General features: G+C 39.6%; 18 protein-coding genes, 7 pseudogenes and 2 other annotated features. Of the genes and pseudogenes, 17 read left to right on the top strand and 8 right to left on the bottom strand.

From position 1 onward, the window contains the following. The first annotated feature begins 266 nt into the window (after positions 1 to 266). From AC4CVD_RS08045 to AC4CVD_RS08065, 5 genes and pseudogenes are all read left to right on the top strand, one after another. Positions 267 to 722, top strand: a complete 456-nt coding sequence (locus AC4CVD_RS08045) for an EMC3/TMCO1 family protein (protein ID WP_062032164.1) — start codon at positions 267 to 269, stop codon at positions 720 to 722. After that, a complete protein-coding gene (locus AC4CVD_RS08050; protein ID WP_004755892.1) occupies positions 719 to 991 on the top strand; it encodes a DUF2933 domain-containing protein in 273 nt (90 codons plus the stop codon). The genes AC4CVD_RS08045 and AC4CVD_RS08050 overlap by 4 nt, the downstream gene beginning before the upstream one ends. Further along, a complete protein-coding gene (locus tag AC4CVD_RS08055) occupies positions 988 to 1638 on the top strand; it encodes a methyltransferase family protein (RefSeq protein ID WP_062032161.1) in 651 nt (216 codons plus the stop codon). Before AC4CVD_RS08050 ends, AC4CVD_RS08055 begins: the two co-directional genes overlap by 4 nt. Before the next feature lie 11 nt (positions 1639 to 1649). After that, a complete protein-coding gene (locus AC4CVD_RS08060) occupies positions 1650 to 4025 on the top strand; it encodes a heavy metal translocating P-type ATPase (protein WP_062032157.1) in 2376 nt (791 codons plus the stop codon). Further along, positions 4022 to 5304: pseudogene (locus tag AC4CVD_RS08065) on the top strand (MgtC/SapB family protein). Before AC4CVD_RS08060 ends, AC4CVD_RS08065 begins: the two are co-directional and overlap by 4 nt. Before the next feature lie 38 nt (positions 5305 to 5342). On the opposite strand, the gene AC4CVD_RS08070 reads toward AC4CVD_RS08065, so the two are convergent. Further along, a complete protein-coding gene (locus tag AC4CVD_RS08070) occupies positions 5343 to 6743 on the bottom strand; it encodes a heavy metal sensor histidine kinase (RefSeq protein WP_183173320.1) in 1401 nt (466 codons plus the stop codon). Continuing rightward, positions 6736 to 7416 (bottom strand): heavy metal response regulator transcription factor, encoded by a 681-nt coding sequence (locus tag AC4CVD_RS08075; protein ID WP_004663993.1) that lies wholly within the window; start codon positions 7414 to 7416, stop codon positions 6736 to 6738. The genes AC4CVD_RS08070 and AC4CVD_RS08075 overlap by 8 nt, the downstream gene beginning before the upstream one ends. Positions 7417 to 7564: 148 nt before the next feature. On the opposite strand from AC4CVD_RS08075, the gene AC4CVD_RS08080 reads away from it, so the two are divergent. The 4 genes and pseudogenes from AC4CVD_RS08080 to AC4CVD_RS08095 form a co-directional block, all read left to right on the top strand. Then, complete coding sequence (locus tag AC4CVD_RS08080; protein WP_004281865.1) at positions 7565 to 7861, top strand: hypothetical protein; 297 nt, start codon at positions 7565 to 7567, stop codon at positions 7859 to 7861. An 89-nt stretch (positions 7862 to 7950) separates the two neighbouring features. Further along, complete coding sequence (locus tag AC4CVD_RS08085) at positions 7951 to 9807, top strand: copper resistance system multicopper oxidase (RefSeq protein ID WP_490752792.1); 1857 nt, start codon at positions 7951 to 7953, stop codon at positions 9805 to 9807. Further along, the gene (locus tag AC4CVD_RS08090; protein WP_062032146.1) at positions 9794 to 10714 is read left to right on the top strand and encodes a copper resistance protein B; all 921 of its coding nucleotides are present in this window, start codon (positions 9794 to 9796) and stop codon (positions 10712 to 10714) included. The genes AC4CVD_RS08085 and AC4CVD_RS08090 overlap by 14 nt, the downstream gene beginning before the upstream one ends. Positions 10715 to 10737: 23 nt before the next feature. Then, positions 10738 to 10935: pseudogene (locus tag AC4CVD_RS08095) on the top strand (hypothetical protein); the annotation flags it as partial. A gap of 16 nt (positions 10936 to 10951) precedes the next feature. On the opposite strand, the pseudogene AC4CVD_RS08100 reads toward AC4CVD_RS08095, so the two are convergent. Further along, positions 10952 to 11113 (bottom strand): annotated as a pseudogene (locus AC4CVD_RS08100) (DDE-type integrase/transposase/recombinase); the annotation flags it as partial. 58 nt (positions 11114 to 11171) lie between these two features. On the opposite strand from AC4CVD_RS08100, the pseudogene AC4CVD_RS08105 reads away from it, so the two are divergent. The 3 genes and pseudogenes from AC4CVD_RS08105 (at position 11172) to AC4CVD_RS08115 (ending at position 14216) form a co-directional block, all read left to right on the top strand. Further along, positions 11172 to 12394 (top strand): annotated as a pseudogene (locus tag AC4CVD_RS08105) (IS3 family transposase). Next, positions 11447 to 11562 (top strand) — a sequence feature (AL1L pseudoknot). Its footprint overlaps the pseudogene before it by 116 nt. Positions 12395 to 12435: 41 nt before the next feature. After that, positions 12436 to 12960, top strand: a pseudogene (gene arsH / locus AC4CVD_RS08110) (arsenical resistance protein ArsH); the annotation flags it as partial. A gap of 167 nt (positions 12961 to 13127) precedes the next feature. Then, entirely contained in the window at positions 13128 to 14216 is a 1089-nt protein-coding gene (locus AC4CVD_RS08115) for an ArsO family NAD(P)H-dependent flavin-containing monooxygenase (RefSeq protein WP_062032166.1), read from the top strand. Positions 14217 to 14543: 327 nt separating this feature from the next. Here AC4CVD_RS08115 and feoB read toward each other — a convergent pair. The 5 genes and pseudogenes from feoB to AC4CVD_RS08140 form a co-directional block, all read right to left on the bottom strand. Beyond that, a pseudogene (feoB, locus tag AC4CVD_RS08120) lies at positions 14544 to 15884 on the bottom strand (ferrous iron transporter B); the annotation flags it as partial. A 15-nt stretch (positions 15885 to 15899) separates the two neighbouring features. Then, the gene (locus AC4CVD_RS08125; protein ID WP_007116247.1) at positions 15900 to 16928 is read right to left on the bottom strand and encodes an IS701 family transposase; all 1029 of its coding nucleotides are present in this window, start codon (positions 16926 to 16928) and stop codon (positions 15900 to 15902) included. 56 nt (positions 16929 to 16984) lie between these two features. Beyond that, positions 16985 to 17479 (bottom strand): annotated as a pseudogene (locus tag AC4CVD_RS08130) (FeoB small GTPase domain-containing protein); the annotation flags it as partial. Next, complete coding sequence (locus tag AC4CVD_RS08135) at positions 17469 to 17729, bottom strand: FeoA family protein (RefSeq protein WP_004665962.1); 261 nt, start codon at positions 17727 to 17729, stop codon at positions 17469 to 17471. The gene AC4CVD_RS08135 and the pseudogene AC4CVD_RS08130, both read right to left, overlap by 11 nt. Before the next feature lie 11 nt (positions 17730 to 17740). Next, positions 17741 to 19021 (bottom strand): cation efflux transmembrane domain-containing protein, encoded by a 1281-nt coding sequence (locus AC4CVD_RS08140; RefSeq protein WP_062032141.1) that lies wholly within the window; start codon positions 19019 to 19021, stop codon positions 17741 to 17743. A 90-nt stretch (positions 19022 to 19111) separates the two neighbouring features. Here AC4CVD_RS08140 and cadR point away from each other — a divergent pair, with 90 nt between their 5' ends. The 5 genes from cadR (at position 19112) to AC4CVD_RS08165 (ending at position 23487) form a co-directional block, all read left to right on the top strand. Next, a complete protein-coding gene (cadR, locus tag AC4CVD_RS08145; RefSeq protein ID WP_062032139.1) occupies positions 19112 to 19504 on the top strand; it encodes a Cd(II)/Pb(II)-responsive transcriptional regulator in 393 nt (130 codons plus the stop codon). 93 nt (positions 19505 to 19597) lie between these two features. After that, complete coding sequence (locus tag AC4CVD_RS08150; RefSeq protein ID WP_317112876.1) at positions 19598 to 20302, top strand: IS6-like element IS1006 family transposase; 705 nt, start codon at positions 19598 to 19600, stop codon at positions 20300 to 20302. Positions 20303 to 20390: 88 nt separating this feature from the next. After that, on the top strand, positions 20391 to 20990 hold the full coding sequence (locus AC4CVD_RS08155) for an HNH endonuclease family protein (protein ID WP_062035445.1): 600 nt from the start codon (positions 20391 to 20393) through the stop codon (positions 20988 to 20990). Continuing rightward, entirely contained in the window at positions 20983 to 22293 is a 1311-nt protein-coding gene (locus AC4CVD_RS08160; protein ID WP_490752797.1) for an HsdR family type I site-specific deoxyribonuclease, read from the top strand. Before AC4CVD_RS08155 ends, AC4CVD_RS08160 begins: the two co-directional genes overlap by 8 nt. Then, positions 22268 to 23487, top strand: a protein-coding gene (locus tag AC4CVD_RS08165) for an IS3-like element ISAba19 family transposase (protein ID WP_490752243.1) whose coding sequence is annotated in 2 segments (ribosomal slippage) — positions 22268 to 22544 and positions 22544 to 23487 — 1221 coding nt in all. Because the reading frame shifts where the segments join, the coding sequence is not laid out codon by codon here. Before AC4CVD_RS08160 ends, AC4CVD_RS08165 begins: the two co-directional genes overlap by 26 nt. Further along, positions 22543 to 22659 (top strand) — a sequence feature (AL1L pseudoknot). Its footprint overlaps the gene before it by 117 nt. Positions 23488 to 23497 lie beyond the last annotated feature (10 nt).

The following is a 23497-nucleotide window of genomic DNA, read 5'->3' on the forward strand; positions in this document are numbered from 1 at the left end:
TAAGCACATAAAATCATAACAACTTTAATAGTTTTAAAAGATTAATATTAAATAAAATTTTTGTCATCTCAGCATAGACTATATATTTCGAGAAGATCTCAAAATTACATTTTTGTCATTTTTAAAAATAATTAATTAATAGTGCTAAAATTTTTAAGAGAGACAGAGAATAACCAAAAATTTCATCAGTTTAGTAGTCAAATTCCTAGACTCTGTTCAGTACTAAAACATAGCTTTTACTTCCAAATTATTTAAAGGAAAAAATTATGATGAAATTCAAAAACATTTTTTTGGGCTTATGTATCGCAGCCGCGTCATTGAATACATTTGCACAGCAATCCGATGAACACAAAGATCACCACCCTGAAAAAACAGCACCATCTGCAGTAACAATTAAGCAAACAGTTACCAGCACCACTGCTACAGATAAAATGGCTGCAATGGACCAGCACATGAAAGCAATGCAAGCCATGCATGCAAAGATGATGGCTGCAAAAAACCCTCAAGAACGTCAAAAACTTATGGCTGAGCACATGAAACTCATGCAAGGAGGTATGAGCATGATGAAACAGATGAGCGGCCAAAGCATGAATGCAAATATGGCTGACCGTCAGCAGATGATGGAAAAACGTATGGACATGATGCAATCCATGATGCAGATGATGATGGACTGTATGCCTCCCTCCACAACTACCCATGAATTAGAGAGGGAAGCACCATGAACCATCAACCTCAAGAACATAATTCAGTACCTAACTTTTGGTCTACACGTTATGCCATCGGCCTATTCGTGATTGGTGGTGTGGCAGCCTATTTTCTCTTAACCGAGCATTTGGCCCATGTCGTTGGTGTTTTACCCTTTTTACTCCTTTTAGCATGCCCACTCATGCATATTTTTATGCATGGTGGTCATGGACATCACCATCATCAACAGAAAAATCCAGACACATCAGATAATAAAAAATCACGCGAACCAGGAGACCCCTCATGAATCATGCGGAATCAGCCTATGGTCTGTGGTGGCTCGTCATCATAAATTCGGCAATTTTCATTATGTTTGCCTTCAGTTTTTTTAAACCCGCCACAGCGCGAGATTGGCGTACTTTTGGCGCTTTCTCTGCTTTCATCATTGCATTGTTTGTCGAGATGTATGGTTTCCCTTTAACAATTTATCTGTTGTCAGGCTGGCTACAAACTCGCTTTCCTGAACTTGACTTGCTGTCGCATAACTCAGGTCACTTATGGTCAACGCTACTAGGCGAAAAGGGTGATCCACATTTTGGCATTCTGCACATCGCGAGTTATATTTTTTTGGGCTATGGTTTCTATTTACTATCAAAAGCATGGCAGGTGTTGTACCACGCACAACGTCATCACCAATTGGCAGTAAGCGGACCCTATGCACGCATACGCCACCCGCAATACGTAGCTTTTGTAATGATCTTGCTGGGGTTTTTATTGCAATGGCCAACTTTACTGACACTGATTATGTTTCCAATCTTACTCTTAATGTACAGCCGCTTGGCAATTAAGGAAGAGGCTGAAATGAGTAAACAATTTGGCGCTGTCTATGACAGCTATGCCCAACAGACTCCGAGATTTATTCCGAAATTCGGCCATAAAACTACTTTGCCATAAGAGAATTATTCATGTTAGATCAAAAAAATCATAATCAGGATCATATGACACAGGCTACAACAGACGTATTGAAAGACCCAGTCTGTGGTATGACAGTTACTGAAGAATCGAAATACCATGAGGAATTCAAGGGGAAAACTTACTTTTTTTGCAGTGATAAATGTCAATCCAAGTTTCATACTAACCCTGTGCAATACATCACTAAATCTGGAACTATGAATGCCGATGCACACACACAGCATCATCAGGCTGTTCAACCCGTTAATGATGCAAGCACAACAGGCACGACCATCTATACTTGCCCAATGCATCCAGAAATTAGACAGGATCATCCTGGAAACTGTCCTAAATGCGGAATGACACTGGAACCACTCATTCCCGAGTTAGAGGAAGATGAGAATCCTGAGTTACGTGATTTCCGTCGACGCTTCTGGTGGACACTGCCACTCACCATAGTCGTGACTTTTTTGGCAATGTTTGGCCATCAACTGAACCTATTCGACATGGCAGTTCAGAGCTGGATTGAATTAGTGTTGTCACTCCCGATTGTACTGTGGGCAGGTTGGCCATTTTTTTCCCGTGGTTGGCAATCGGTTGTGAATCGCAGCCCAAACATGTGGACCCTGATCGGTCTAGGTACAGGGGCTGCTTTTATTTACAGTGTGGTTGCGACCATTGCACCACAAATCTTTCCAGACTCATTTATCTCCATGGGTCGTGTCGCTGTTTACTTTGAAGCTTCAGCGGTCATCATTTCATTGACCCTACTGGGACAAATATTGGAGTTAAAAGCACGTTCGCAAACTTCTGCTGCAATTAAGTCACTCCTTGGGCTCGCTCCTAAAACAGCTCGCCGAATCCTGCCTGATGGAACTGAAGAAGATGTTCCTCTAACGCATGTCCATGTAGGAGATTTACTCAGAATTCGCCCAGGTGAAAAAGTGCCTGTGGATGGTGTAATCACTGAAGGAAGTAGTTCAGTGGATGAATCGATGCTGACAGGTGAACCTTTACCTATCACTAAACGTATCGGCGATAAAGTCATTGGAGCTACCCTGAATACCAATGGTTCATTGATCATGCGTTCAGAGAAAATTGGTTCAAGTACCATGTTATCCCAGATCGTACAGATGGTGGCGCAAGCTCAACGATCGAGAGCACCAATGCAACGTATGGCTGATCAGGTAGCAGGTTGGTTCGTCATGGCTGTAGTGACCATTGCCTTGCTTACCTTCTTTGGATGGGGACTATTCGGCCCAGAAGAGTCGAGCTGGGTTTATGCATTAATCAATGCTGTGGCAGTACTCATTATTGCCTGTCCTTGTGCACTAGGCTTGGCAACTCCAATGTCTATCATGGTTGCAACGGGTCAAGGTGCTACTCATGGTGTGTTGTTCCGCGATGCAGCAGCCATTGAGAATCTGCGCAAGATTGACACACTAATCATCGATAAAACAGGTACGTTGACCGAAGGACGCCCTGTATTCGATCGTGTGGTTGCCGCATCAGGTTTCGATGAATCTGAAGTATTACGTTTAGCCGCCAGTCTTGATCAAGGCAGTGAACACCCGCTAGCCGAAGCGATTGTAAATGCAGCACACGAACGTGGCCTGCCTCTTGAAACACCAGATAATTTTGAATCAGGCTCAGGGATTGGTGTTCGAGGTCAAGTGGGCGATCGTCAGTTAGCTTTGGGCAACACAGCACTGATGGAGCAATTAGGTATCTCGGTACAATCTCTGATTCCGCAAGCCGAAGAGCTGCGTTCAGAAGGTGCAAGTGTGATGCATCTAGCCATCAATGGTGAATTGGCCGGCCTGCTTGCAGTATCCGATCCCATCAAAAAAAGTACCCCTGAAGCACTTGCCACCCTGAAGGAAGCTGGACTACGTATCGTGATGGCAACAGGAGATGGTCTCACCACTGCCCGTTCAGTCGCATCACGTCTGGGTATTGATGAGGTACATGGTGAAGTTAAACCCGCAGATAAACTCGAACTTGTCAGCAAATTGCAGAAGCAAGGTCGCATCGTGGCAATGGCTGGCGATGGAATCAATGATGCACCAGCACTAGCCAAGGCTGATGTCGGTATCGCTATGGGGACCGGAACTGATGTCGCAATGAATAGTGCTCAAGTTACCTTGGTCAAGGGAGATTTACGCGGTATCGCGGTTGCCCGTTCACTTTCGGAAGCTACTGTTGGCAACATGAAACAGAACCTCATGTTTGCTTTCCTTTACAATGCCTTGGGTATCCCAATCGCAGCTGGCGTACTCTATCCATTTACCGGTTGGTTATTGTCACCCATGATTGCGGCCTTGGCGATGAGTTTTAGTTCAGCTTCAGTCATCACGAATGCCCTTCGCCTGCGAAATAAAAAGTTATGATAGAGAGTTCTTTTCTTCCACCAGATGTACCAGGTCTTATTGCAGCACTTGCCATCGGCCTGCTCATTGGTTTAGAACGAGGATGGCACGATCGTGAATTGCCCGAGGGCAGCCGAGTAGCAGGCCTACCTACCTTCACATTGACAGGATTGCTCGGAGGAGTGCTCGGTCATTTACAACCAAACTTCGGGCCTTGGCCGCTGGTCGCGGCCGTATTAGGGCTTTCCTTATTATTAACAGTGTCCTACGCGCGTACCGCAAAACTTTCCGGTAATCTAAGCGCTACCACGACGATCGCGATGCTGTTGACATTAGTTTTAGGTGCATATGCATCCCATGGTAATGTTACTTTAGCATTAACAGCGGCTGTCATCGTGGCTGTATTTTTGGATCTCAAGCCAACCTTACATGGTTGGTTACGCTTGATCGAACATCGTGAATTAACCGCATCTCTACAGTTACTGGTACTTTCTGTCGTTATATTACCTTACTTACCCAATACGGGTATGGGACCTTTTGCTGCATTAAATCCTTACCAGTTATGGTGGGCAGTGATCCTGATTGCCGGACTCTCTCTGGCAGGTCATTTTGCCATGCGGCTCACCGGTTCAGAAAGAGGCATACTCTGGACAGGTCTATTGGGTGGTTTGGCATCTTCTACAGCTGCAACTGTCGCACTGGCACGCTATACACGCCAGCACCCCGTCATGGTCAGTGCTGCTATTTCTGGAACATTGGCTGCCTGTGGCATCATGTTTTTTCGTATGGTTGTGCTGATAGGCGTCATTGAGCCAGCATTGCTAAGCACTTTTGGTGGTGCAATGATGATTGCGGGAATCCTTCTGCTGGGTATGGCATTGTGGAGACAACGCCAAATTACCAGCGCTGAAAACAACGATCGAACAATAGAAGCAATGGCTCCTTTTGATCTTGGGACAGCATTCAGCTTCGCTGCTTTCCTGGCTGTCATGGCAGTGTTGGTCCCGGCAGCAAAACAATGGTTGGGCACCAGCGGCATCTTCGTATTATCGACTATTTCTGGGCTAGCAGACGTAGATGCTATTTTATCTCACTTGCCCGCCTGCATAGTACTGAAGGCTTAACAACAAATGTGGCTGCTGTCGCGCTAGGGCTGGCCACACTGAGCAACATGTTAAGCAAAGCGACAATTGCATGGATGACAGGGGGGGCACAGTTTGGCCGAGCTATCATATTTGGCTACACAATTGCCATGATAGGTGCTGGCGTAGCTCTGGCTCTCAGTTTGAGCTTTATGTAAGGTCAACTCGGGTAAATGGAAGATGTTCAAAAAATGAGTTAAAATGATTCCCCTTGCATGGATTCACTTTGAAAAACAATGGTAAAAATGATTCGACCATTGAGGGATTCAGCCTGGATGGTCGCCCCAAGCATATCAAGAATAGATTTTGTTATGGCAAGCCCTAAGCCGGTTCCTTCTTCTGTTCTTTGTCTAGACGCATCTGTTCGATAAAAACGATCAAATAATCTGGATAGTTGTTCAGGAGAGAGTTCAGGGCCTTCATTTTCAATTGAAAATATTGTGTTATCTAAATTCTGTTGAAGTTTTATCTGTATTGTAGAATTCTTGTTTCCATATTTAACTGCATTAGACAATAGGTTGCTGAGTGCGCGACGTAACATAGCAGGATCACCTTTTACATTGCCAGATCCTGTTTGTTGAAGTGTCATATTTTTTTCGGCAGCTAGAGCGTCATAGAAATCAAATAAAGCGGTAACTTCTTTAATGAGGTCAATATTCTGTAAGTTCTGTAAATTTAAGCCATGTTCTGCTTTTGCCAAGAAAAGCATATCGGACACCATTCGAGCCAAACGTTCAAATTCTTCTAAATTAGAAAATAGTATTTCTTGATAAGTACCAATATCTCGGTTACGGGCGAGACATACTTGAGTTTGGGTCATTAAATTATTAATCGGTGTTCTAATTTCATGTGCTAAATCAGATGAAAAATCGGAAAGTTTTTCTAAAGCTGACTCTAGTCTGTCCAGCATAGCATTGAAGGCGATTGCCAATGATTTTAGTTCGGTTGGTGTATGCTCAACTTCTAAACGTTCTGAAAGATGTTGAGCAGAAATTCCTTCTGCGACCTTAGCCATTTTTTGCACTGGTCTTAAACCTCTCCAGGTTGCAAACCAACCTAAAAACATTAAACAAATTGTACCAGCCAAACCAATATACAAAAGTTGACGCTTAAAATCTTTTAGAAAATGTAGATGTTCTGATGTATCGATCCCAACAATAATTCGTACAGATTGTATTTCAGAATTTCTATTTATACCTGTAGTGTAGATCATGCCACGATAGGTCTTATTTTGAACTTGCCATTTAATCCAAGAGTTATTTGCAGACTTGGTTAAGTGTTGAGTATTAATTGTTGAAGGTGCTGAACTAAATAAAACTTTACCTGTCGGTCGTTCTATTTGAACCATAAGATCATGGTGTCCAACTAAAGCGTCTCTCAAATACAGATTAAGTTCTGGAGAGTTTTTAGGATTCTGTTGGATAAGATTCTGAATCAGCTGGATTTTACCTTCTAATTGGGTACGGTCTTGAGTCTCAAAATGATGTATTACCAATTTATTTATGAATAAGCCCATAATAATTAGAATGAAAATAGTAGATAATGAGAAAATAATACCGATCCGAAAACTGATCGCTTTGAATAAGTTATTATTCATCCTCTACCTCTAGTACATACCCCATTCCTCGAATATTCTGAATTAATTTGGGGGTAAAGTTACTATCAACTTTACTTCTTAATCTTTTAATAGCGACTTCAACGACATTCGTATCACTATCAAAATTCATATCCCAAATTTGAGAAGCAATCAGCGCTCTTGGTAAAATTTCACCTCGTCTACGCATGAAAAGCTCCATAAGCGCGAATTCTTTTGCCGTCAGATCAATGCGTTGACCTGCTCGTGTTACCCGACGTTTTCTCAAATCGAGTTCTAAATCAGCAATCTTAATAATATTATTATCTTCTCTTTGTTGCCCTCGTCTAAGGAGAGTTTTGATTCGAGCAAGAAGCTCTGCAAAAGCAAAAGGCTTTACTAAATAATCATCAGCGCCTAACTCTAAACCTTTTACTCGATCTTCGATTTGATCTCGGGCGGTAAGAAAAAGAATGGGCATTGTTTTACCGCTGCTACGAATATCATTGATAATATTCCAACCATTTAGTCCAGGTAACATCACGTCTAAAATAATTAAGTCATACTCTTCAGAAAGAGCTTGATGTTTACCCGTTAACCCATCTGTAACCCAGTCCGTAATATAGCCAGCTTCGGATAAACCTTGCTTGAGATAATCACCAGTTTTTTGTTCATCTTCAACTAATAGTATTCTCATTTCCGAATCCTAAGTCATTCATTAAAACTATAATAACGTTATAAAACATCTGATCGAGATAGATTACAAAAATGTCATTTTCAAGTCACTTAGATGTTCAATGCTTCACTTTATTGTAGTAGCAAGAAATTAACTTTTAGAGAAACTTATGAAAACTGTAGTGCGTCGTAGTCTAACAATTTTAATGTGTGCTGGAACTTTAATTGCTGGTACTCAATCTTGGGCAAAAGATGTATCAACCTCAAGTGCCACTAAAACGGTAAAAGCACAGGAACCTTGTACAAAACCTTGTAAAATGGAAAAAGATGACAAGACTCAGCAAGATCATAGTCAACATCAGTCTCCTAACTCATCTGACATGTCAAAAATGGATCATTCTATGATGAATATGGACCATTCTAAAATGGATCATTCAAAGATGAATATGCCTAGTAGCAATAAATAATTTTATAAATAGCGAGAAAGAAGTATTAAAGTTTATACTAAATATTTGCTTTATTACTTCAATCTTGATCTTTCTAAAGGTGAGATAGAATGTCAAAAAAGTTAAGTCATATACTCTTAATTGGAGTTGGTTTATTTTCATCAACTTGGGTAATGGCGGCAGTTAAAGAATATGATTTAACAATCGCTGAACAAACTGTAAATATCACAGGAAAACCAGTTGAGAGAATTACTGTAAATGGTAAATTCGTTGCACCACTTCTTGAATTTGAAGAAGGTGATGAGGCCGTTATCCGTGTTCAGAATAAGTTAAAAAATCAGGACTCTTCAATCCATTGGCATGGCTTATTATTACCTGGAATTATGGATGGTGTACCTGGATTTAACAAATTTAATGGCATTGCCCCTAATAAAACTTATGAATATAAGTTTAAAGTCCGCCAAAATGGTACTTATTGGTATCATTCACATAGTAAAGGACAAGAACAAGACGGTTTATATGGTGCTTTTGTTATTTATCCTAAAGATAAAACTCCACTAACAGCTGCTGAAAAAACCGATAAAGATTACGTTGTTTTGCTTTCTGATTTTCATAATTCGACAAGTGATCAAATTATGAAAAATATTAAAAAAGAAGCAGACTACTATCAGAACCGCCGCGAAACAGTATTCGATGTATTAAAACAAGTTAAACGTGATGGGCTAAAAGCGACTTGGCAAGACCGTTCTATGTGGAATCAGATGCGAATGCTGAAAACAGATATGTCCGATGTGACTGGTTATACATTTTTAATGAATGGCAAGACACCTCAGCAAAATTGGACGGGTAACTTCAAAGCTGGTGAAAAAGTTCGCCTTCGTTTTATTAATGCTTCCGCTATGTCATTCTTTGATGTACGCATTCCAAACCTAAAAATGACTGTAGTCAGTGCTGATGGTCAACCTGTAAAGCCCGTTCCTGTAGATGAGTTCCGTATTGGTACTGCTGAAACTTATGACGTAATTGTGGAACCAAAACAAGCACATTACCAAATTGAAGCTGAATCTATTGATCGTACCGGTTTTTCAGTGGGAACATTACATGAAGAAAGCAGCCCAGCAGTCAAACAAATTGAGATGCCTAAGCCTCGTCCTCGTTCTTTATTGACTATGGAAGATATGGGAATGAATCATGATATGTCTTCTATGAAAGGCATGAATCACGATATGTCTTCTATGAAAGGTATGGATCATGATATGTCTTCAATGAAAGATATGAATCATGATATGTCTTCTATGAAAGGCATGAATCACGATATGTCTTCTATGAAAGGTATGGATCATGATATGTCTTCTATGAAAGGTATGAATCATGATATGCCGATGAATAGCGCTACTGTTAAGGCGGCTTCAGACAAGAATGATAATACCGTATTTGGATGGGCAAATGCTTCAACACCTGAAGGTAATAAAGCATTGCAATATAGTGATTTGCAATCGTTAGATCCTCAAAAAGACACTCGTGCAGCTGAACGTGAAATAGAGATCCGTCTTGGTGGAAACATGGAGCGTTATATTTGGACAATAAATGGTAAAAAATTTAATGAAGCCGACCCACTAGTGGTGAAGTATGGTGAACGTATTCGCTTAAAATTTGTCAATGACAGTATGATGGCTCACCCAATGCACTTACATGGCATGTTTATGCAGCTTGAGAATGGTCAGGATCCAAGCAATATGCCAAACAAACATACGGTAATTGTTCCACCTGGGAAAACGATAACCACTCTACTCACAGCTGATGAGTTAGGTGAGTGGGCTATTCATTGTCACCTGCTTTACCATATGAGTGCAGGAATGATGAATAAACTAATTGTCGCCCAAGTAGACAAAGATAGTGTTTCAAAAAATATTGTTGCTCAGCCCCCAATAAGTGAGAAGGGAGTAAATCCACATGCAAATCACTAAGAATTTCTTCTCAAAAACAGTCTTATCAATTGCATTAGTAAGTATATCAAACTTAACTTTTGCTAATAGCAGCACTTCGGAACAAGAAAGTAATATTACAAATGGTATGAGAGTCTTATTACAGGAGTCTGGTGGCTTAAGATATAGCCCCCAAGAATTGTATCCAGAATATTATTCAATGGAAAATGCAAATGGGGGAGATAATATTATTCTGACCGCAAGAAAGAGATCAGCCCCATCTCATGATGATCATCTTAAAGAACATGGCGGACAAATTTATCAAACGACAAAATTTGAAAATGAATGGATGGTTGATGAAGACGGTAAGGGCAACCTAGGAACAAAGTTTGAAACTTTGATTGGGACAGATGAAAATCGTCTATTTATTGAAGCCAATTCGGAAAAGTCAGAAAGTAATGATCCAAAATATGCTGTATCAGCACTTTATAGCCGTAACGTAGCCCCATTTTGGGATGTACAAGCTGGGGTAAGATATAGTGAAGATAAAAATAACAGCAGCAGCGATCGAGTGGATGGGGTTATTGGTATATTAGGTCTAGCTCCTTATTTCTTTGAAACACAAGCATATCTTTATGGCGGTGAGAATAATTTTTGGGGAGCAAGTTTTGAATTAGAACGTGATTTGCTTTTAACTCAGAAACTTATTACTCAACCTTATATCGAAGCAGATGTAATATTTAGCGATGATTCTAACTATGCTGCAAAATCAGGTTTATCAGAACTAAAAACGGGGATCAAAACCCGATATGAAATTACTAAGCGAATTAAACCTTTTATTGACGTTGCTTACCAATATGAAAAAGGACAGAAAGCCACTTCTATGCAAGAGGCTACGGATTCTGAAAAAGGCTGGAAATATGGTGCAGGCATCGAATTAGTTTTTTAAAATAGTATGATTTGGATTCATGAATGGTAGCTTCGGCTACTATTCATGAATTATTACTATTTATTTTCGAATCTGTAAAACTAAAAAAGCTTAATTTTTGGTCTATTTTTATGCAGTGGTTAAAAACATGCTTATCGCTGTTTTTATCGTTTGCTATTCTTTTAGTAGGATCGGCTGCTACTACTTCGTCTGTACATCATCGGTGTTTAATGCCATCTGAATAGATGCATGTGGCATAGCCGTCTTCATCGATTTGAATCCTAAAGTGGCCCTAATGATCCGCTTTAGCTTGCCATGATTACATTCGATCACGTTATTTTTATACTTAACCTGCCTGTGCTCAAGATCTGGTGGACATTTTCTTTCCCATTTTAACCGTGACAAAGCACCTCCATATGTGTGCTTTATGAACCGTACCGGGTTTGTCGGAGACTCAATATTCTGAGAGACTATTCCGATGAAAAAACCAACCTATACCCCCGAAATTAGAGAAAGAGCGGTTCAATTACTAATTGAATCTGAAAAAGATTATCCTTCTACTTGGGCTGCAATCACAGCAATTGCGCCTAAGATTGGTTGTACTCCTGAAACACTTCGTGCCTGGCATCAAAAGCATTTAGATCAGCAAAATCCTATTAAAGTACAACAGATATCTGATCAAGAAAAAATGAAGCAAATGGAACGTGAAATTAAAGAATTAAAGCGTGCCAATGAAATTCTACGTAAAGCAGCCGCTTTTTTCGCCCAGGCGGAGCTCGACCGCCCACACAAATAATGGTGGATTTCATCCATAACAATAAGACTTATATGGTGTTGATGCGATTTGTAGGATTTTACCGATCGCAGCTTCAACCTATTACCGAACTTTAGATCTCGCTGACAATCCAGAACATCGAGCGAAACGAGATCTACATGATGAGCATCATGCTGAACAAATTAAACGAATTTGGAAGGAAAGTTCAGGTCGATATGGTGTACGTAAAGTTTGGCAAAAATTGAAACGTGAAGGCTATGTTATTGCACGTTGTACAGTTGCTCGATTGATGCAGAAGCTAGATATACAAGGTGTTTGGCGTGGTAAGAACAAACAAACTACCCGCAACCGAGATGATCAAAAACGAGCAGATGATTTAGTGAAACGTAATTTTAGTGCTGATCGACCTGACCAATTATGGGTCAGTGACTTTACGTATATTCAAACTCATTCAGGCTGGGTCTATACCGCCTTTATTATTGATGTGTTCTCACGAGCAATTGTTGGATGGAAAGTATCTACACGGAGGAATACAGATATGGTGCTCGATGCACTTGAGCAAGCATTGCACGATCGAGGCATGCCAAAGAATGTGATTCATCATTCCGACAGGGGTGGGTGTGCAATATCTTTCGATTCGCTATACCAATCGTTTAGAAGCAGCAAATTTACGAGCATCAGTCGGTACAACTGGTGATTCATACGATAATGCTTTGGCTGAAACGGTGAATGGCTTATACAAAACAGAGGTGATTGAATATTTAAAAGCAGATTGGCAAGGTTTAGCAGATGTACAACTTGCGACACTAAACTGGGTAGATTGGTTCAATAAAAAGCGTGTACACAGTGCACTGGGTTATGTGTCGCCTTTTGAGTTTGAAGCAATGTACTATGATAAGATTAACCCGTTAGGTCAGGTGGCTTAACTTAAATAAAAAAGTCTCCGACAAACCCGGTACGGTTCATTATCTGTATCTATCACTTGTGGGGCCTTCCTTTGCCAGAAGATGCGGATACTGAGCATCCAAAAGTAAAAGAACTGCATGAGCTTCTTGCATGGTCTGAAGGTATGGTCTGGTGTTCACCTGAACGTCATGGTTCTATGAGTTCCATTTTTAAATCACAAATAGACTGGATTCCACTTGCAGGAGGAGCAATCCGTGCTACCCAAGGTAAAACCCTTGCCTTGATGCAAGTCAGTGGTGGATCACAGTCATTTAACAGCCTGAACCAGATGCGTATTTTGGGGCGGTGGATGCGGATGATCACCATTCCAAATCAGTCTTCAATTCCGAAAGCTTTCTTGGAATTCGAAGAAGATGGACGAATGAAGCCTTCAGCTTTCTATGACCGGATTGTGGATGTCATGGAAGAGTTATTTAAGTTCACTCTACTGACTCGTGGTCAAAGCAAATACCTGACTGATCGTTATTCTGAACGCAAGGAATCGGCTGAAGAGTTGTCCAAGCGTGTAAATCAGCGCAGTTTATAAATGCTGGATGGTATTAAATACTGCGCCTCATTGCCAGGTCAGTAACACTTTTATGCTGTACCGATGAAGTGCTGTTAAAGGTACAATGAATATTGTAAAAACCCAGTCTTCATGATTGGGTTTTTACATTAAAGAAGTCAGAGATAAATAAGGAAAAGGTGAAGGCTTTGAACCAGAAACAGACTGAAACTGATGTGATCATTATCGGTGGTGGGCAGGCCGCTTTATCTACCGCTTATTTTTTAAAGCGCAAGAAAATCCCATTCATTATATTGGATGAGCAAAATCAAGCGGGGGGTGCCTGGCTGCATACCTGGGAGTCATTGCGTCTTTTTTCTCCTAATACCTGGAGTTCTCTATCCGGTTGGATGATGCCCATCACTGAACAGACCTATCCAACACGAAATGAGGTGATCCAGTATTTATCGGCTTATGAACAGAGATATCAATTTTCGATTGTTCGTCCAGTACATGTCGATCGTGTGGAATCGAAGGGAAAGTATTTAGACGTATATGCTGGAGAAAAGTTTTGGCGAGCCAAGGTGGTGGTCAGTGCAACAGGGACATGGCGCCAGCCGTTTATTCCTGATTATCCGGGACAGGAAAACTTTCAAGGCACGCAGTTACATTCAGCCCATTACCTGAATGCAGATCCATTTAAAGATAAGAAAGTCATCGTGGTGGGTGGGGGGAATTCGGGCGCGCAAATACTCGCTGAGGTTTCACAAGTTGCTGAAACCATTTGGGTCACAAAAACTCCGCCTCAATTTTTACCTGATGATGTCGATGGTCGAGTACTGTTTTTAAGAGCAACTGAGCGTTTAAAAGTACAACAAGAAGGAAGAAAAGTTGACCAGCCAATAGGTGGCCTAGGTGATATTGTGATGATCGATAGTGTCAAAGAGGCAAGGAATAGAGGAGTCTTACATAGCCGTCCACCTTTTCAATCTTTAGCTACAGATGCAGTTATTTGGCCAGATGGAAAAAAAGAGAAAATTGATGTGATTATTTGGTGTACTGGATTTAAGGCTTCATTAAATCATCTAAAAAGTATAGATATAGTAGAGCGAGATAACTTTGTAGAAGTTCAAAATGGAAGGTCTATTAAGTTACCTAACTTGTGGTTAGTTGGATATGGAGATTGGACAGGTATGGCATCTGCAACATTAATTGGCGTTTCTAGAACAGCGAGAGCTACAGTAGATGAGATCTTCACTTATCTACAAGAAATTAATACTAAAAAATTTTCAGAATAATTATCCATATCGAGTATAAGAATTTTAGAATCGGTTTTGTGTCTAGGCTACTGGGAGCATTCCAATATTTTGATTATTATTTCACTAAAAGTGTCTACAAGATCATGCTATTCATTAAGCCATAATTTTTGATATTTAAACCTAATTTCATGAATTGCACTAAAAAGAGGGAACTCTTTCATAATTTATAATTAAATTAGAAGTTTTCTTAGGAAGCTGTTTAATATTATTGATATCTATGCAGTTTTCCTTGTAAAAGCACTTCATTTATAGTGAGTATTTCAATAAAATAAGGGAGCTAGCTCCCCTCTTTTATTCATTTGCTAATTAAAAATTACTCGCAACTTGATATGTGATGAATGAAAAGATGTAGGCTAATGCAAACAAATAAGTTGCCATAATGATGGGCTGTTTCCAGCTGCCAGTTTCTCGTCTAATTGTTGCTAACGTAGCAAGACAATGGGGAGCAAAAATAAACCATACCAATAATGATAAACCTGTGGCTAACCCCCATCCATCCGGGCCTGAAATTTGACTTAACAGACTTTGAGTTACTGTATCTTCATCACCTGACATCGCATAAATCACCCCAAGAGCAGCAATTACAACTTCCCTTGCTGCCATAGCAGGAATGAGTGCAATACATATTTCCCATGTAAACCCAATAGGCGCAAATATAGGATGAATTAAATGTCCTAACTGACCAGCTAAACTATAGTTAATGGCCGGCATGCTTGCATTATCTGGTGGTTGAGGGAACGTGACTAGCACCCATAACAAGATAGACAGTGCGACGATAATGCCACCAACTCGTTTTAAGAAAATAGTTGCCCTATCATATAAGCCTAATGCAATATTTCTAATATCTGGAATTCGGTATGTGGGAAGTTCAAAAATAAAAATACTTTCAGTTTTATCTTTTCGAACCAATTTCAGAAACACTGAAACTAATAACGCTGAGACTATTCCCGACATATAAAGACCAAAAAGGACTAATCCTTGCAGACTTAACCAGCCGTAGATTAATTGGTTCGGAATAAATGCCGCGATCAATAAAGCATATACTGGCAATCTTGCTGAACAGGTCATCAAGGGTGCAATCATAATTGTTGCTAATCGGTCCCGTTCAGAGCTGATACTTCTGGTTGCCATAATTCCGGGAATGGCACAAGCAAAACTGGATAGCAGAGGAATAAATGAACGGCCGCTAAGCCCGGCTTTAGACATTAATTTATCTAAAAGAAATGCTGCCCGGGGTAAATAGCCTGACTCTTCAAGCATTAAAATGAAGAAGAATAAAATCAAAATCTGAGGCATATATGCAAGCACGCTACCTGCACCAGCAATTACCCCATCCACAACCAAGCTTTTTAATAGAGGATGTTGGATTAGTGGTCCAATAAAATCACTGAACCATGCGACAAAATTTTCAATGAATTCAATAAAAGGCGTTGCCCATATAAATACCGCCTGGAACATCACAAACATGGTTAAAGTTAAGATTACTAAACCCAATACAGGATGTAGAAAAATTTTATCTAGAAATGCGGTTCTTTTATCACCATTGTCATTATTTAAAATAACTTGTTTGGTGATTTGTTTGACCTGTTCAAAATGACTTAATTCAGAATGATAAGGAGTAATAAAAAGATTTTTTTGATCTAATTTAGGACTTACGCACTATTATTTATAGATTCTCTGTGGTAGCAGATGATTTTTATCGAGAATAAAGTCATCAATGAAGTTTTTGATAACTGGTCTAAATAATTTCTTCTGCCAACGATATACATTTTCAAAGATCCGCTCAAACTGGTTCTTTTGTATCTCGACGTAGGCCATCAAGGCTGAAAAAATATGATTCAAAATCAGTTTAGATCGTCTTACTTGAAACTTTTCAATATGACAAACCTGTTTAATCACCCGGTGATATTGCTCTATTTTCCAATGACTTGAATGTAATTCATGAAAACCCTCAAAGGACAATAAATCATCTTCATCTTGATGCACAATATAAAACCTCTGCTGTTCTTTTAACTGAGTCTTAAATAATTGTACAAAGCCAAAATCTTTGAGCCAGACCACTTGACCCTGATGGAAATTTGGCAATAAACGCAGTTGAAACCATTGTCCTTTTTCTGGGGAAACCTTACGGTTACAGTCGATACCAAACATAAATCGAATACCATATTTTCTTATGGTTTTTAGATTTCCAGTCGATGAATACCAACTATCACCTGTAATAAATTGAATCTTTGCACCCCAACTGAGTACTTCACTTAACATATCCATAAAGTAATCATTCTTGGTTTTACTTTCAGATTTGTCATAAATTCGGAAATTAATTGGAATATTTTGACCATTCTGATCTGTCGCATACAAGGTAATGAGATTAATACCCTTGACGGATCGGTGGTGTTTGCCTGACCAAAAATAGCTAACCAAGTCCATATGTTGACTATAGGGTTTATCTAAAACAGTATCATCAATACTGACTATAAGTTTATTATTATCAATATGTTGAATTGCTTCTTGATATAGGTCGTGAGGTGTGTAGTCTTCACGTTCTAGAAAGCGATTTACACTATCATGCGAGATGTTATAAGTCTCGGCAAGTTGTGTGCAGCTAATAGAGTTCGGTTCTGTCATGAGAAAGCCCATATAAATGGGTAATGTACAAGTTGCTGTAGAAGCATGTTTAATTCGTCTGATCACAGATACTTTATAAAGTATTTTAATACTTTTTTGAATCCGTCAATGCGTAAGTCCTATAATTGATTAATTAAATCTTGAATTCCTTTTGTTTTAACTGCGACAGCTTCAACTACAGGGATACCTAACAGTTGAGACAGTTTATCCTTATCAATGGAAATACCACGCTTTTTGACCTCATCCATCATATTTAATACAAGAATCATAGGGCGATTTAAAGCACGAACTTCGAGAACCAAGCTCAAATGTAAGCTTAAATTTGTGGCATCTACGACGCATATAAAAATGTCGGGTAGAATTTCACCTTTTAGCTCGCCCAAACAAACTGCCCTGGTGACTTCTTCATCTAAACTACTAGGTTTTAAACTATAAGTTCCGGGTAAGTCCAATACTCGTATTGCATCACCAGAAGGTAAGTTAAAAGAACCTTCTTTTCTTTCTACGGTAACCCCAGCATAGTTGGCAACTTTTTGTCGCGTACCAGTAAGTGTATTAAATAAAGAGGTTTTTCCGCAATTTGGATTACCGACTAATGCAATATTCTTAATCTTCATTGGATACTAACTCTACAAAAATTCTTTCAGCTTCATTCTTTCTTAATGCGAATCTTGAAGTTTCAATCTGAACTAAAACAGGATCTCCGCCAAAAACACCTTTAGCGAGTACTTGTAGAGTTTCACCCTCTCTAAAACCTAATAGTTGGAGCCGTTCCAATACGGGATCAGTGGTATGACTGTATTGATTACCTTTTTTGAGATCTCTAATTTTGACGATCTGATTTTGTTTAACTTGAAATAGATTCATTTTCGATACTCTTACTTCAAAGCCAAAATCTTTCGAGCACCATTAAGCACGAATAAAGAAACCAGGATGCCAATGATTAAGTCTGGGTAAGCTGATCCCGTCCACGCCACGAGTACACCGGCAAATATAACGCCCATATTTACCACAACGTCATTCGCCGAGAAAATCCAACTGGCTTTCATATGTGCGCCATCTTCTCGATGACCAGAAATAAGATATAAGCATGTCACGTTAGCTATAAGTGCGAGCAGGCCAATAACAATCATGAGCGTTGATTCTGGCTCGCTTCCAAACATGAATCGTCTAATGACATCAATAATCACGATGACAGCAAGTAATAACTGAATCCAACCTGCGAAATGGGCTGCTTTCACTTGATATTTCGCAGCTTTTCCGACGGCATATAGCGCAATACCATAAACGGCTGCATCGGCAAACATATCTAGAGAATCAGCAATCAATCCTGTAGACGCAGCAATAATTCCGCTGATGAATTCTATAAAGAAAAGTAGAGCATTAATGCCTAATAACAGTTTAAGTACTTTAGCTTGTCTCACAGGATCAGGTTCATTAGGTATACCGCCTGAAGAAAGCTGTGTTTCATCAAGTTTCGCCCCAAAACCCAGTCCTTCAAGTTTGGCCGTAATTTGCTGACTCCCTTCATTATGGAAGACTTTCAGTTTTCGATTGGGAAGATCAAAAGTAAGACCTTTAACTGCTTCAATATCTGCAAGAGCCATACGGACCATTTGCTCTTCAGCAGAGCAATCCATTTTAGGAATGGTATAGGTACTTGTTTGCTTAGCCTGTTGATTGCTTATATAAGTTTCAGTCTTCACAAGCTTTGCACCAAAACCCAAAGCTTCAAGTTTGGTAGTTATATTTTCATCTTTTTGATTATGTAGAACCTTTAAAGACCGGTTAGGTAAATCAAAGATGAGTTTTTGAACACCATCAATTGAAGATAGCGCCATACGAACCATCTGTTCTTCCGCAGAACAATCCATTTTGGGAACTAAGTATTCACTCATGTAGTGCGAATCTTTTAAAACGTTTTCAGTGCTTAAATTTTCTTTGGGATCAGAACCACAACAGGATTGAGCGGTATCTTCACAACTGTTTGAAGTGTTACAGCAAGGAGATGAAGATTTTTCTTCTTCCTCTTCACCACAACAGCTAGGCGTATTATCACAATTCTTTGAATTGCTTGCTTCTGCAATTGATGGATGATTTTCTTGTTGAGATTTCTTATCTTCGCATGGTGTTTCTTTACTACATCCACAGCCACTCATAGTTATACCCATTAAAAAAATTTATAAACTTTGAATATTAGAATCCCTATAGTTACTATAGAGTCAAGATTTTTTGGAAATAACAACTCAATGCATTTAAAAATTGGTGAACTCTCTAAAAAAACCTCATGTTCAGTATTAACAATTAGGTTTTATGAAAAGGAAGGTTTAATTCCGGAACCGGAAAGAACGGAAGGAAATTACCGCCTTTACGATATAGGCTATGTTGAGCGAATTAAGTTTATTTTGAATTGCCGAACTTTAAATATGAGTTTGAATGAAATTCGTCAATTACTCACCTATAAAGATAATCCCAAGAAAAATTGTTCAGATGTGAATGAATTAATTGACTTACATGTCAGTGCTATCAGAGAAAATTTAAACAAGCAACAAAAGCTTATTGAACAATTATCTGATTTAAGAGGTACTTGTGATGGTTTATGTACAATTGACCAATGTGGAGTTCTAAAAAATCTAGCTTGATTATCTAGACCTATGCTTTTTTCAAAAAATCGGCACTGTTGTAAATAACCACGAATGGTAAGCTGAAGACTGTTTTAGCTAAAGGTGCAGCATATGAATCCTTTCCATGGTCGGCATTTTCAGGGCGAAATCATTCTTTGGGCTGTGCGCTGGTATTTTAAATATGGCATTAGCTATCGTGAACTGCAGGAAATGCTGGCCGAACGGGGTGTGAATGTTGATCACACGACTATTTACCGTTGGGTTCAACGTTATGCTCCTGAAATAGAAAAACGTTTACGCTGGTATTGGCGTAATCCTACAGATCTGAGCTCGTGGCATATTGATGAAACCTATGTAAAAGTGAATGGACGATGGTCTTATCTGTATCGTGCAGTCGATCAACGTGGCGATACCATTGATTTTTATCTTTCTTCTAGACGTAATACCAAATCAGCATATTGTTTTCTTGGAAAAATTTTAAATAATGTGAAGAAGTGGCAAATTCCACAAGTGATCAACACGGATAAAGCACCCACATATGGACGTGCTTTATCACGGTTAAAACGGGAAGGTAAATGTCCACCAGACCTTGAGCACAGGCAGATTAAGTATAAAAATAACGTGATTGAATGTGATCATGGCAAGCTAAAGCGGATCATCAGGGCCACATTAGGATTCAAATCTATGAAGACGGCTTATGCCACAATTAAAGGTATTGAAGTCATGCGTGCACTACGTAAAGGACAAGCATCGTCATTTTATTATGGTCAGCCTCAGGGTGAAGTGTGTCTAATCAACAGGGTTTTCGGTCTCTAAGTACTTTTTAAAGGGAACATCATCGACTCAAATCTCTATTTGCAACAGTGCCAATGGGGCTTTGTACTATCTATATCGGCAAGATCATGTGAATGCGAATGAGTATTTAGCAGCATTGGAGAAACTGGCCAGACAGTTTGTATTCTCTCGTTTCTTGAAATCAGGAGACGGGGCAGACTACTTTAAGATGATATATGCTGATCATAATGAAGTAGTGATTCCTAGCGAAATTGATTCTTCAAAATTAAGTTTCGGAAATATTGAAAACAATTTTGTATTCAACTACCTGGATTATTTAATCTGGTGCGATCAGTTGCGCTCAGAACAACCAGATGAAGTGATTAAACAGTTTGAATTTACGTTCCGTAGTTCTGTTGAGCATTTTTATCCTCAGCACCCTATGGATGGTCATATCTACCTTCCGAGAGAATATTTAGATCGCTTTGGTAATTTATGTTTGATTAGTCATAGTAAAAATTCACGGTTAAGTAATTACCAGCCAAATGCCAAGCGTGAACACTTTACGGTTTCGATTGCAGACAAAAAGATTGATACCCTTAAGCTGTATCGCATGATCCGGTTACTTGAGAAAGATGGTACCTGGGGGGGAGCTCAAATAGAGCAACATGAAGAAGAAATGCTGACCTTATTAATAATGGACAGTGAAAAAGGAAATAACAATGAGTAATGTAGGTCAGCGCGAGCGCATTACACAAAATCGTATTGTGCAGTTTTTTCAGAAAGAACTTGGCTATCGCTATTTAGGGGACTGGCAGGATCGAGAGAACAATAAAAATATTGAGATTGATATCCTGACCACTTGGCTAAAAAAACGTGGAGTGAGTGATGCACTCATCAACCGTGCGATTCGTCAGTTAGATGCAGCTGCCGCATTAGGTGAAGGGAAGAAACTCTATTATGCCAACAAAGATGTTTATCGTTTACTGCGCTATGGTGTGAAAGATAAAGAGGGTGCAGGTGAACTTAATCAAACCGTATGGCTGATTGATTGGAACAATCCAGAAGAAAATGATTTTGCGATTGCTGAAGAGGTATCGATTAAGGGGGAGAATAAGAAACGTCCCGATATCGTGCTCTACGTGAATGGCATCGCTTTAGGAGTACTTGAGCTGAAGCGTTCCTCTGTTTCAGTGTCTGAAGGTATCCGTCAGAATCTGGATAATCAGAAGAAAGATTTCATCCGTAATTTCTTTACGACTATGCAGTTAGTAATGGCTGGGAATGATACCCAGGGACTTCGCTATGGCATGATAGAAACTGCTGAAAAATATTTTTTAGAGTGGAAAGAAGAGGTTAGTAATCCTTATAGTCATCGACTAGATTTTCATTTAAGTCGTATTTGTAACAAGCAGCGTTTTTTACAAATTATCCATGACTTTATTGTGTTTGATGCGGGTATTAAGAAAACCTGCCGTCATAACCAGTTCTTTGGCATTGAAGCTGCAAAACGTCATGTGGCGAAACGCGAAGGTGGAATCATTTGGCATACGCAGGGATCAGGCAAAAGCCTGACGATGGTGTGGTTAGCCAAATGGATACGTGAGAATGTAAGAGACAGTCGTGTTCTGATTGTGACAGATCGTACTGAATTGGATGAACAGATTGAAAAGGTCTTCACTGGCGTAGAAGAAGAGATCTACCGGACGAAAAGTGGTGCGGATTTAGTCTCAACCTTAAACATGTCCAATCCGTGGTTGATTTGCTCTTTGGTGCATAAATTTGGTCGCCAGTCTGATTCGGAAAATGATGCTGCAACTGATGAGTTTATTGAAGAGTTAAAGCAGTCATTGCCTAAAGATTTTAAAGCAAAGGGCGATTTGTTTGTGTTTGTTGATGAATGTCACCGTACACAATCTGGAAAACTACATGAGGCAATGAAGTCGATTTTACCAGATGAACCGTACCGGGTTTGTCGGAGAGTCAATATTCTGAGAAACTATCCCGATGACAAAATTAAAATATACCCCTGAAATCAGAGAAAGAGCGGTTCAATTACTAATTGAATCTGAAAAAGATTATCCTTCTACTTGGGCAGCAATCACAGCTATTGCTCCTAAAATCGGTTGTACTCCTGAAACATTGCGTGTTTGGTATTTAAAGCATCTGGATCAACTAAATCCTGCCAAAGTACAACAGATATCTGACCAAGAAAAAATGAAGCAAATGGAACGTGAAATTAAAGAATTAAAACGTGCCAATGAAATTCTACGCAAAGCAGCCGCTTTTTTCGCCCAGGCGGAGCTCGACCGCCCACACAAATAATGGTGGATTTTATCCATAACAATAAAGATCGATATGGTGTTGAAGCGATTTGTAGAATTTTACCTATCGCACCTTCAACCTATTACCGGACTTTAGATCTCGCGGACAATCCAGAACATCGAGCGAAACGAGATTTACATGACTTGCATCATGCTGAACAAATTAAACGAATTTGGAAGGAAAGTTCAGGTCGATATGGTGTACGTAAAGTCTGGCAAAAATTAAAACGTGAAGGCTATATTATTGCACGCTGTACAGTTGCTCGATTGATGCAAAAGCTAGGTATACAAGGTGTTTGGCGTGGTAAGAATAAACAAACTACTCGTAACCGAGATGACCAAAAACGGGCAGATGATTTAGTGAAACGTAATTTTAATGCTGATCATCCAAACCAACTATGGGTGGGTGACTTTACGTATATTCAAACTCATTCAGGCTGGGTATATACCGCATTTGTTATTGATGTGTTCTCACGAGCAATTGTTGGATGGAAAGTATCTACACGGATGAATACAGATATGGTGCTCGATGCATTGGAGCAAGCATTGCACGATCGAGGTATGCCTAAGAATGTGATTCATCATTCAGATAGAGGTGTTCAATATCTTTCTATTCGCTATACCAATCGTTTAGAAGCTGCAAATTTACGAGCATCAGTCGGTACAACTGGTGATTCATACGATAATGCTCTGGCTGAAACGGTGAATGGCTTATACAAAACAGAGGTGATTGAATATTTAAAAGCAGATTGGCAAGGTTTAGCAGATGTACAACTTGCGACACTAAACTGGGTATATTGGTTCAATAAAAAGCGTGTACACAGTGCACTGGGTTATGTATCGCCTTTTGAGTTTGAAGCAATGTACTATGATAAGATTAACCCGTTAGGTCAGGTGGCCTAACTTAAATAAA

It is taken from the genome of Acinetobacter sp. LipI_23 (assembly GCF_058243045.1).

What these genes read in the sequence shown, in the direction of transcription:
- AC4CVD_RS08045 (WP_062032164.1), top strand. Translation starts at nt 267, where the DNA reads ATGATGAAATTCAAAAACATTTTTTTGGGCTTATGTATCGCAGCCGCG.
- AC4CVD_RS08050 (WP_004755892.1), top strand. Translation starts at nt 719, where the DNA reads ATGAACCATCAACCTCAAGAACATAATTCAGTACCTAACTTTTGGTCT.
- AC4CVD_RS08055 (WP_062032161.1), top strand. Translation starts at nt 988, where the DNA reads ATGAATCATGCGGAATCAGCCTATGGTCTGTGGTGGCTCGTCATCATA.
- AC4CVD_RS08060 (WP_062032157.1), top strand. Translation starts at nt 1,650, where the DNA reads ATGTTAGATCAAAAAAATCATAATCAGGATCATATGACACAGGCTACA.
- AC4CVD_RS08070 (WP_183173320.1), bottom strand. Translation starts at nt 6,743, where the DNA reads ATGAATAATAACTTATTCAAAGCGATCAGTTTTCGGATCGGTATTATT.
- AC4CVD_RS08075 (WP_004663993.1), bottom strand. Translation starts at nt 7,416, where the DNA reads ATGAGAATACTATTAGTTGAAGATGAACAAAAAACTGGTGATTATCTC.
- AC4CVD_RS08080 (WP_004281865.1), top strand. Translation starts at nt 7,565, where the DNA reads ATGAAAACTGTAGTGCGTCGTAGTCTAACAATTTTAATGTGTGCTGGA.
- AC4CVD_RS08085 (WP_490752792.1), top strand. Translation starts at nt 7,951, where the DNA reads ATGTCAAAAAAGTTAAGTCATATACTCTTAATTGGAGTTGGTTTATTT.
- AC4CVD_RS08090 (WP_062032146.1), top strand. Translation starts at nt 9,794, where the DNA reads ATGCAAATCACTAAGAATTTCTTCTCAAAAACAGTCTTATCAATTGCA.
- AC4CVD_RS08135 (WP_004665962.1), bottom strand. Translation starts at nt 17,729, where the DNA reads ATGAATCTATTTCAAGTTAAACAAAATCAGATCGTCAAAATTAGAGAT.
- AC4CVD_RS08140 (WP_062032141.1), bottom strand. Translation starts at nt 19,021, where the DNA reads ATGAGTGGCTGTGGATGTAGTAAAGAAACACCATGCGAAGATAAGAAA.
- cadR (WP_062032139.1), top strand. Translation starts at nt 19,112, where the DNA reads ATGCATTTAAAAATTGGTGAACTCTCTAAAAAAACCTCATGTTCAGTA.
- AC4CVD_RS08150 (WP_317112876.1), top strand. Translation starts at nt 19,598, where the DNA reads ATGAATCCTTTCCATGGTCGGCATTTTCAGGGCGAAATCATTCTTTGG.
- AC4CVD_RS08160 (WP_490752797.1), top strand. Translation starts at nt 20,983, where the DNA reads ATGAGTAATGTAGGTCAGCGCGAGCGCATTACACAAAATCGTATTGTG.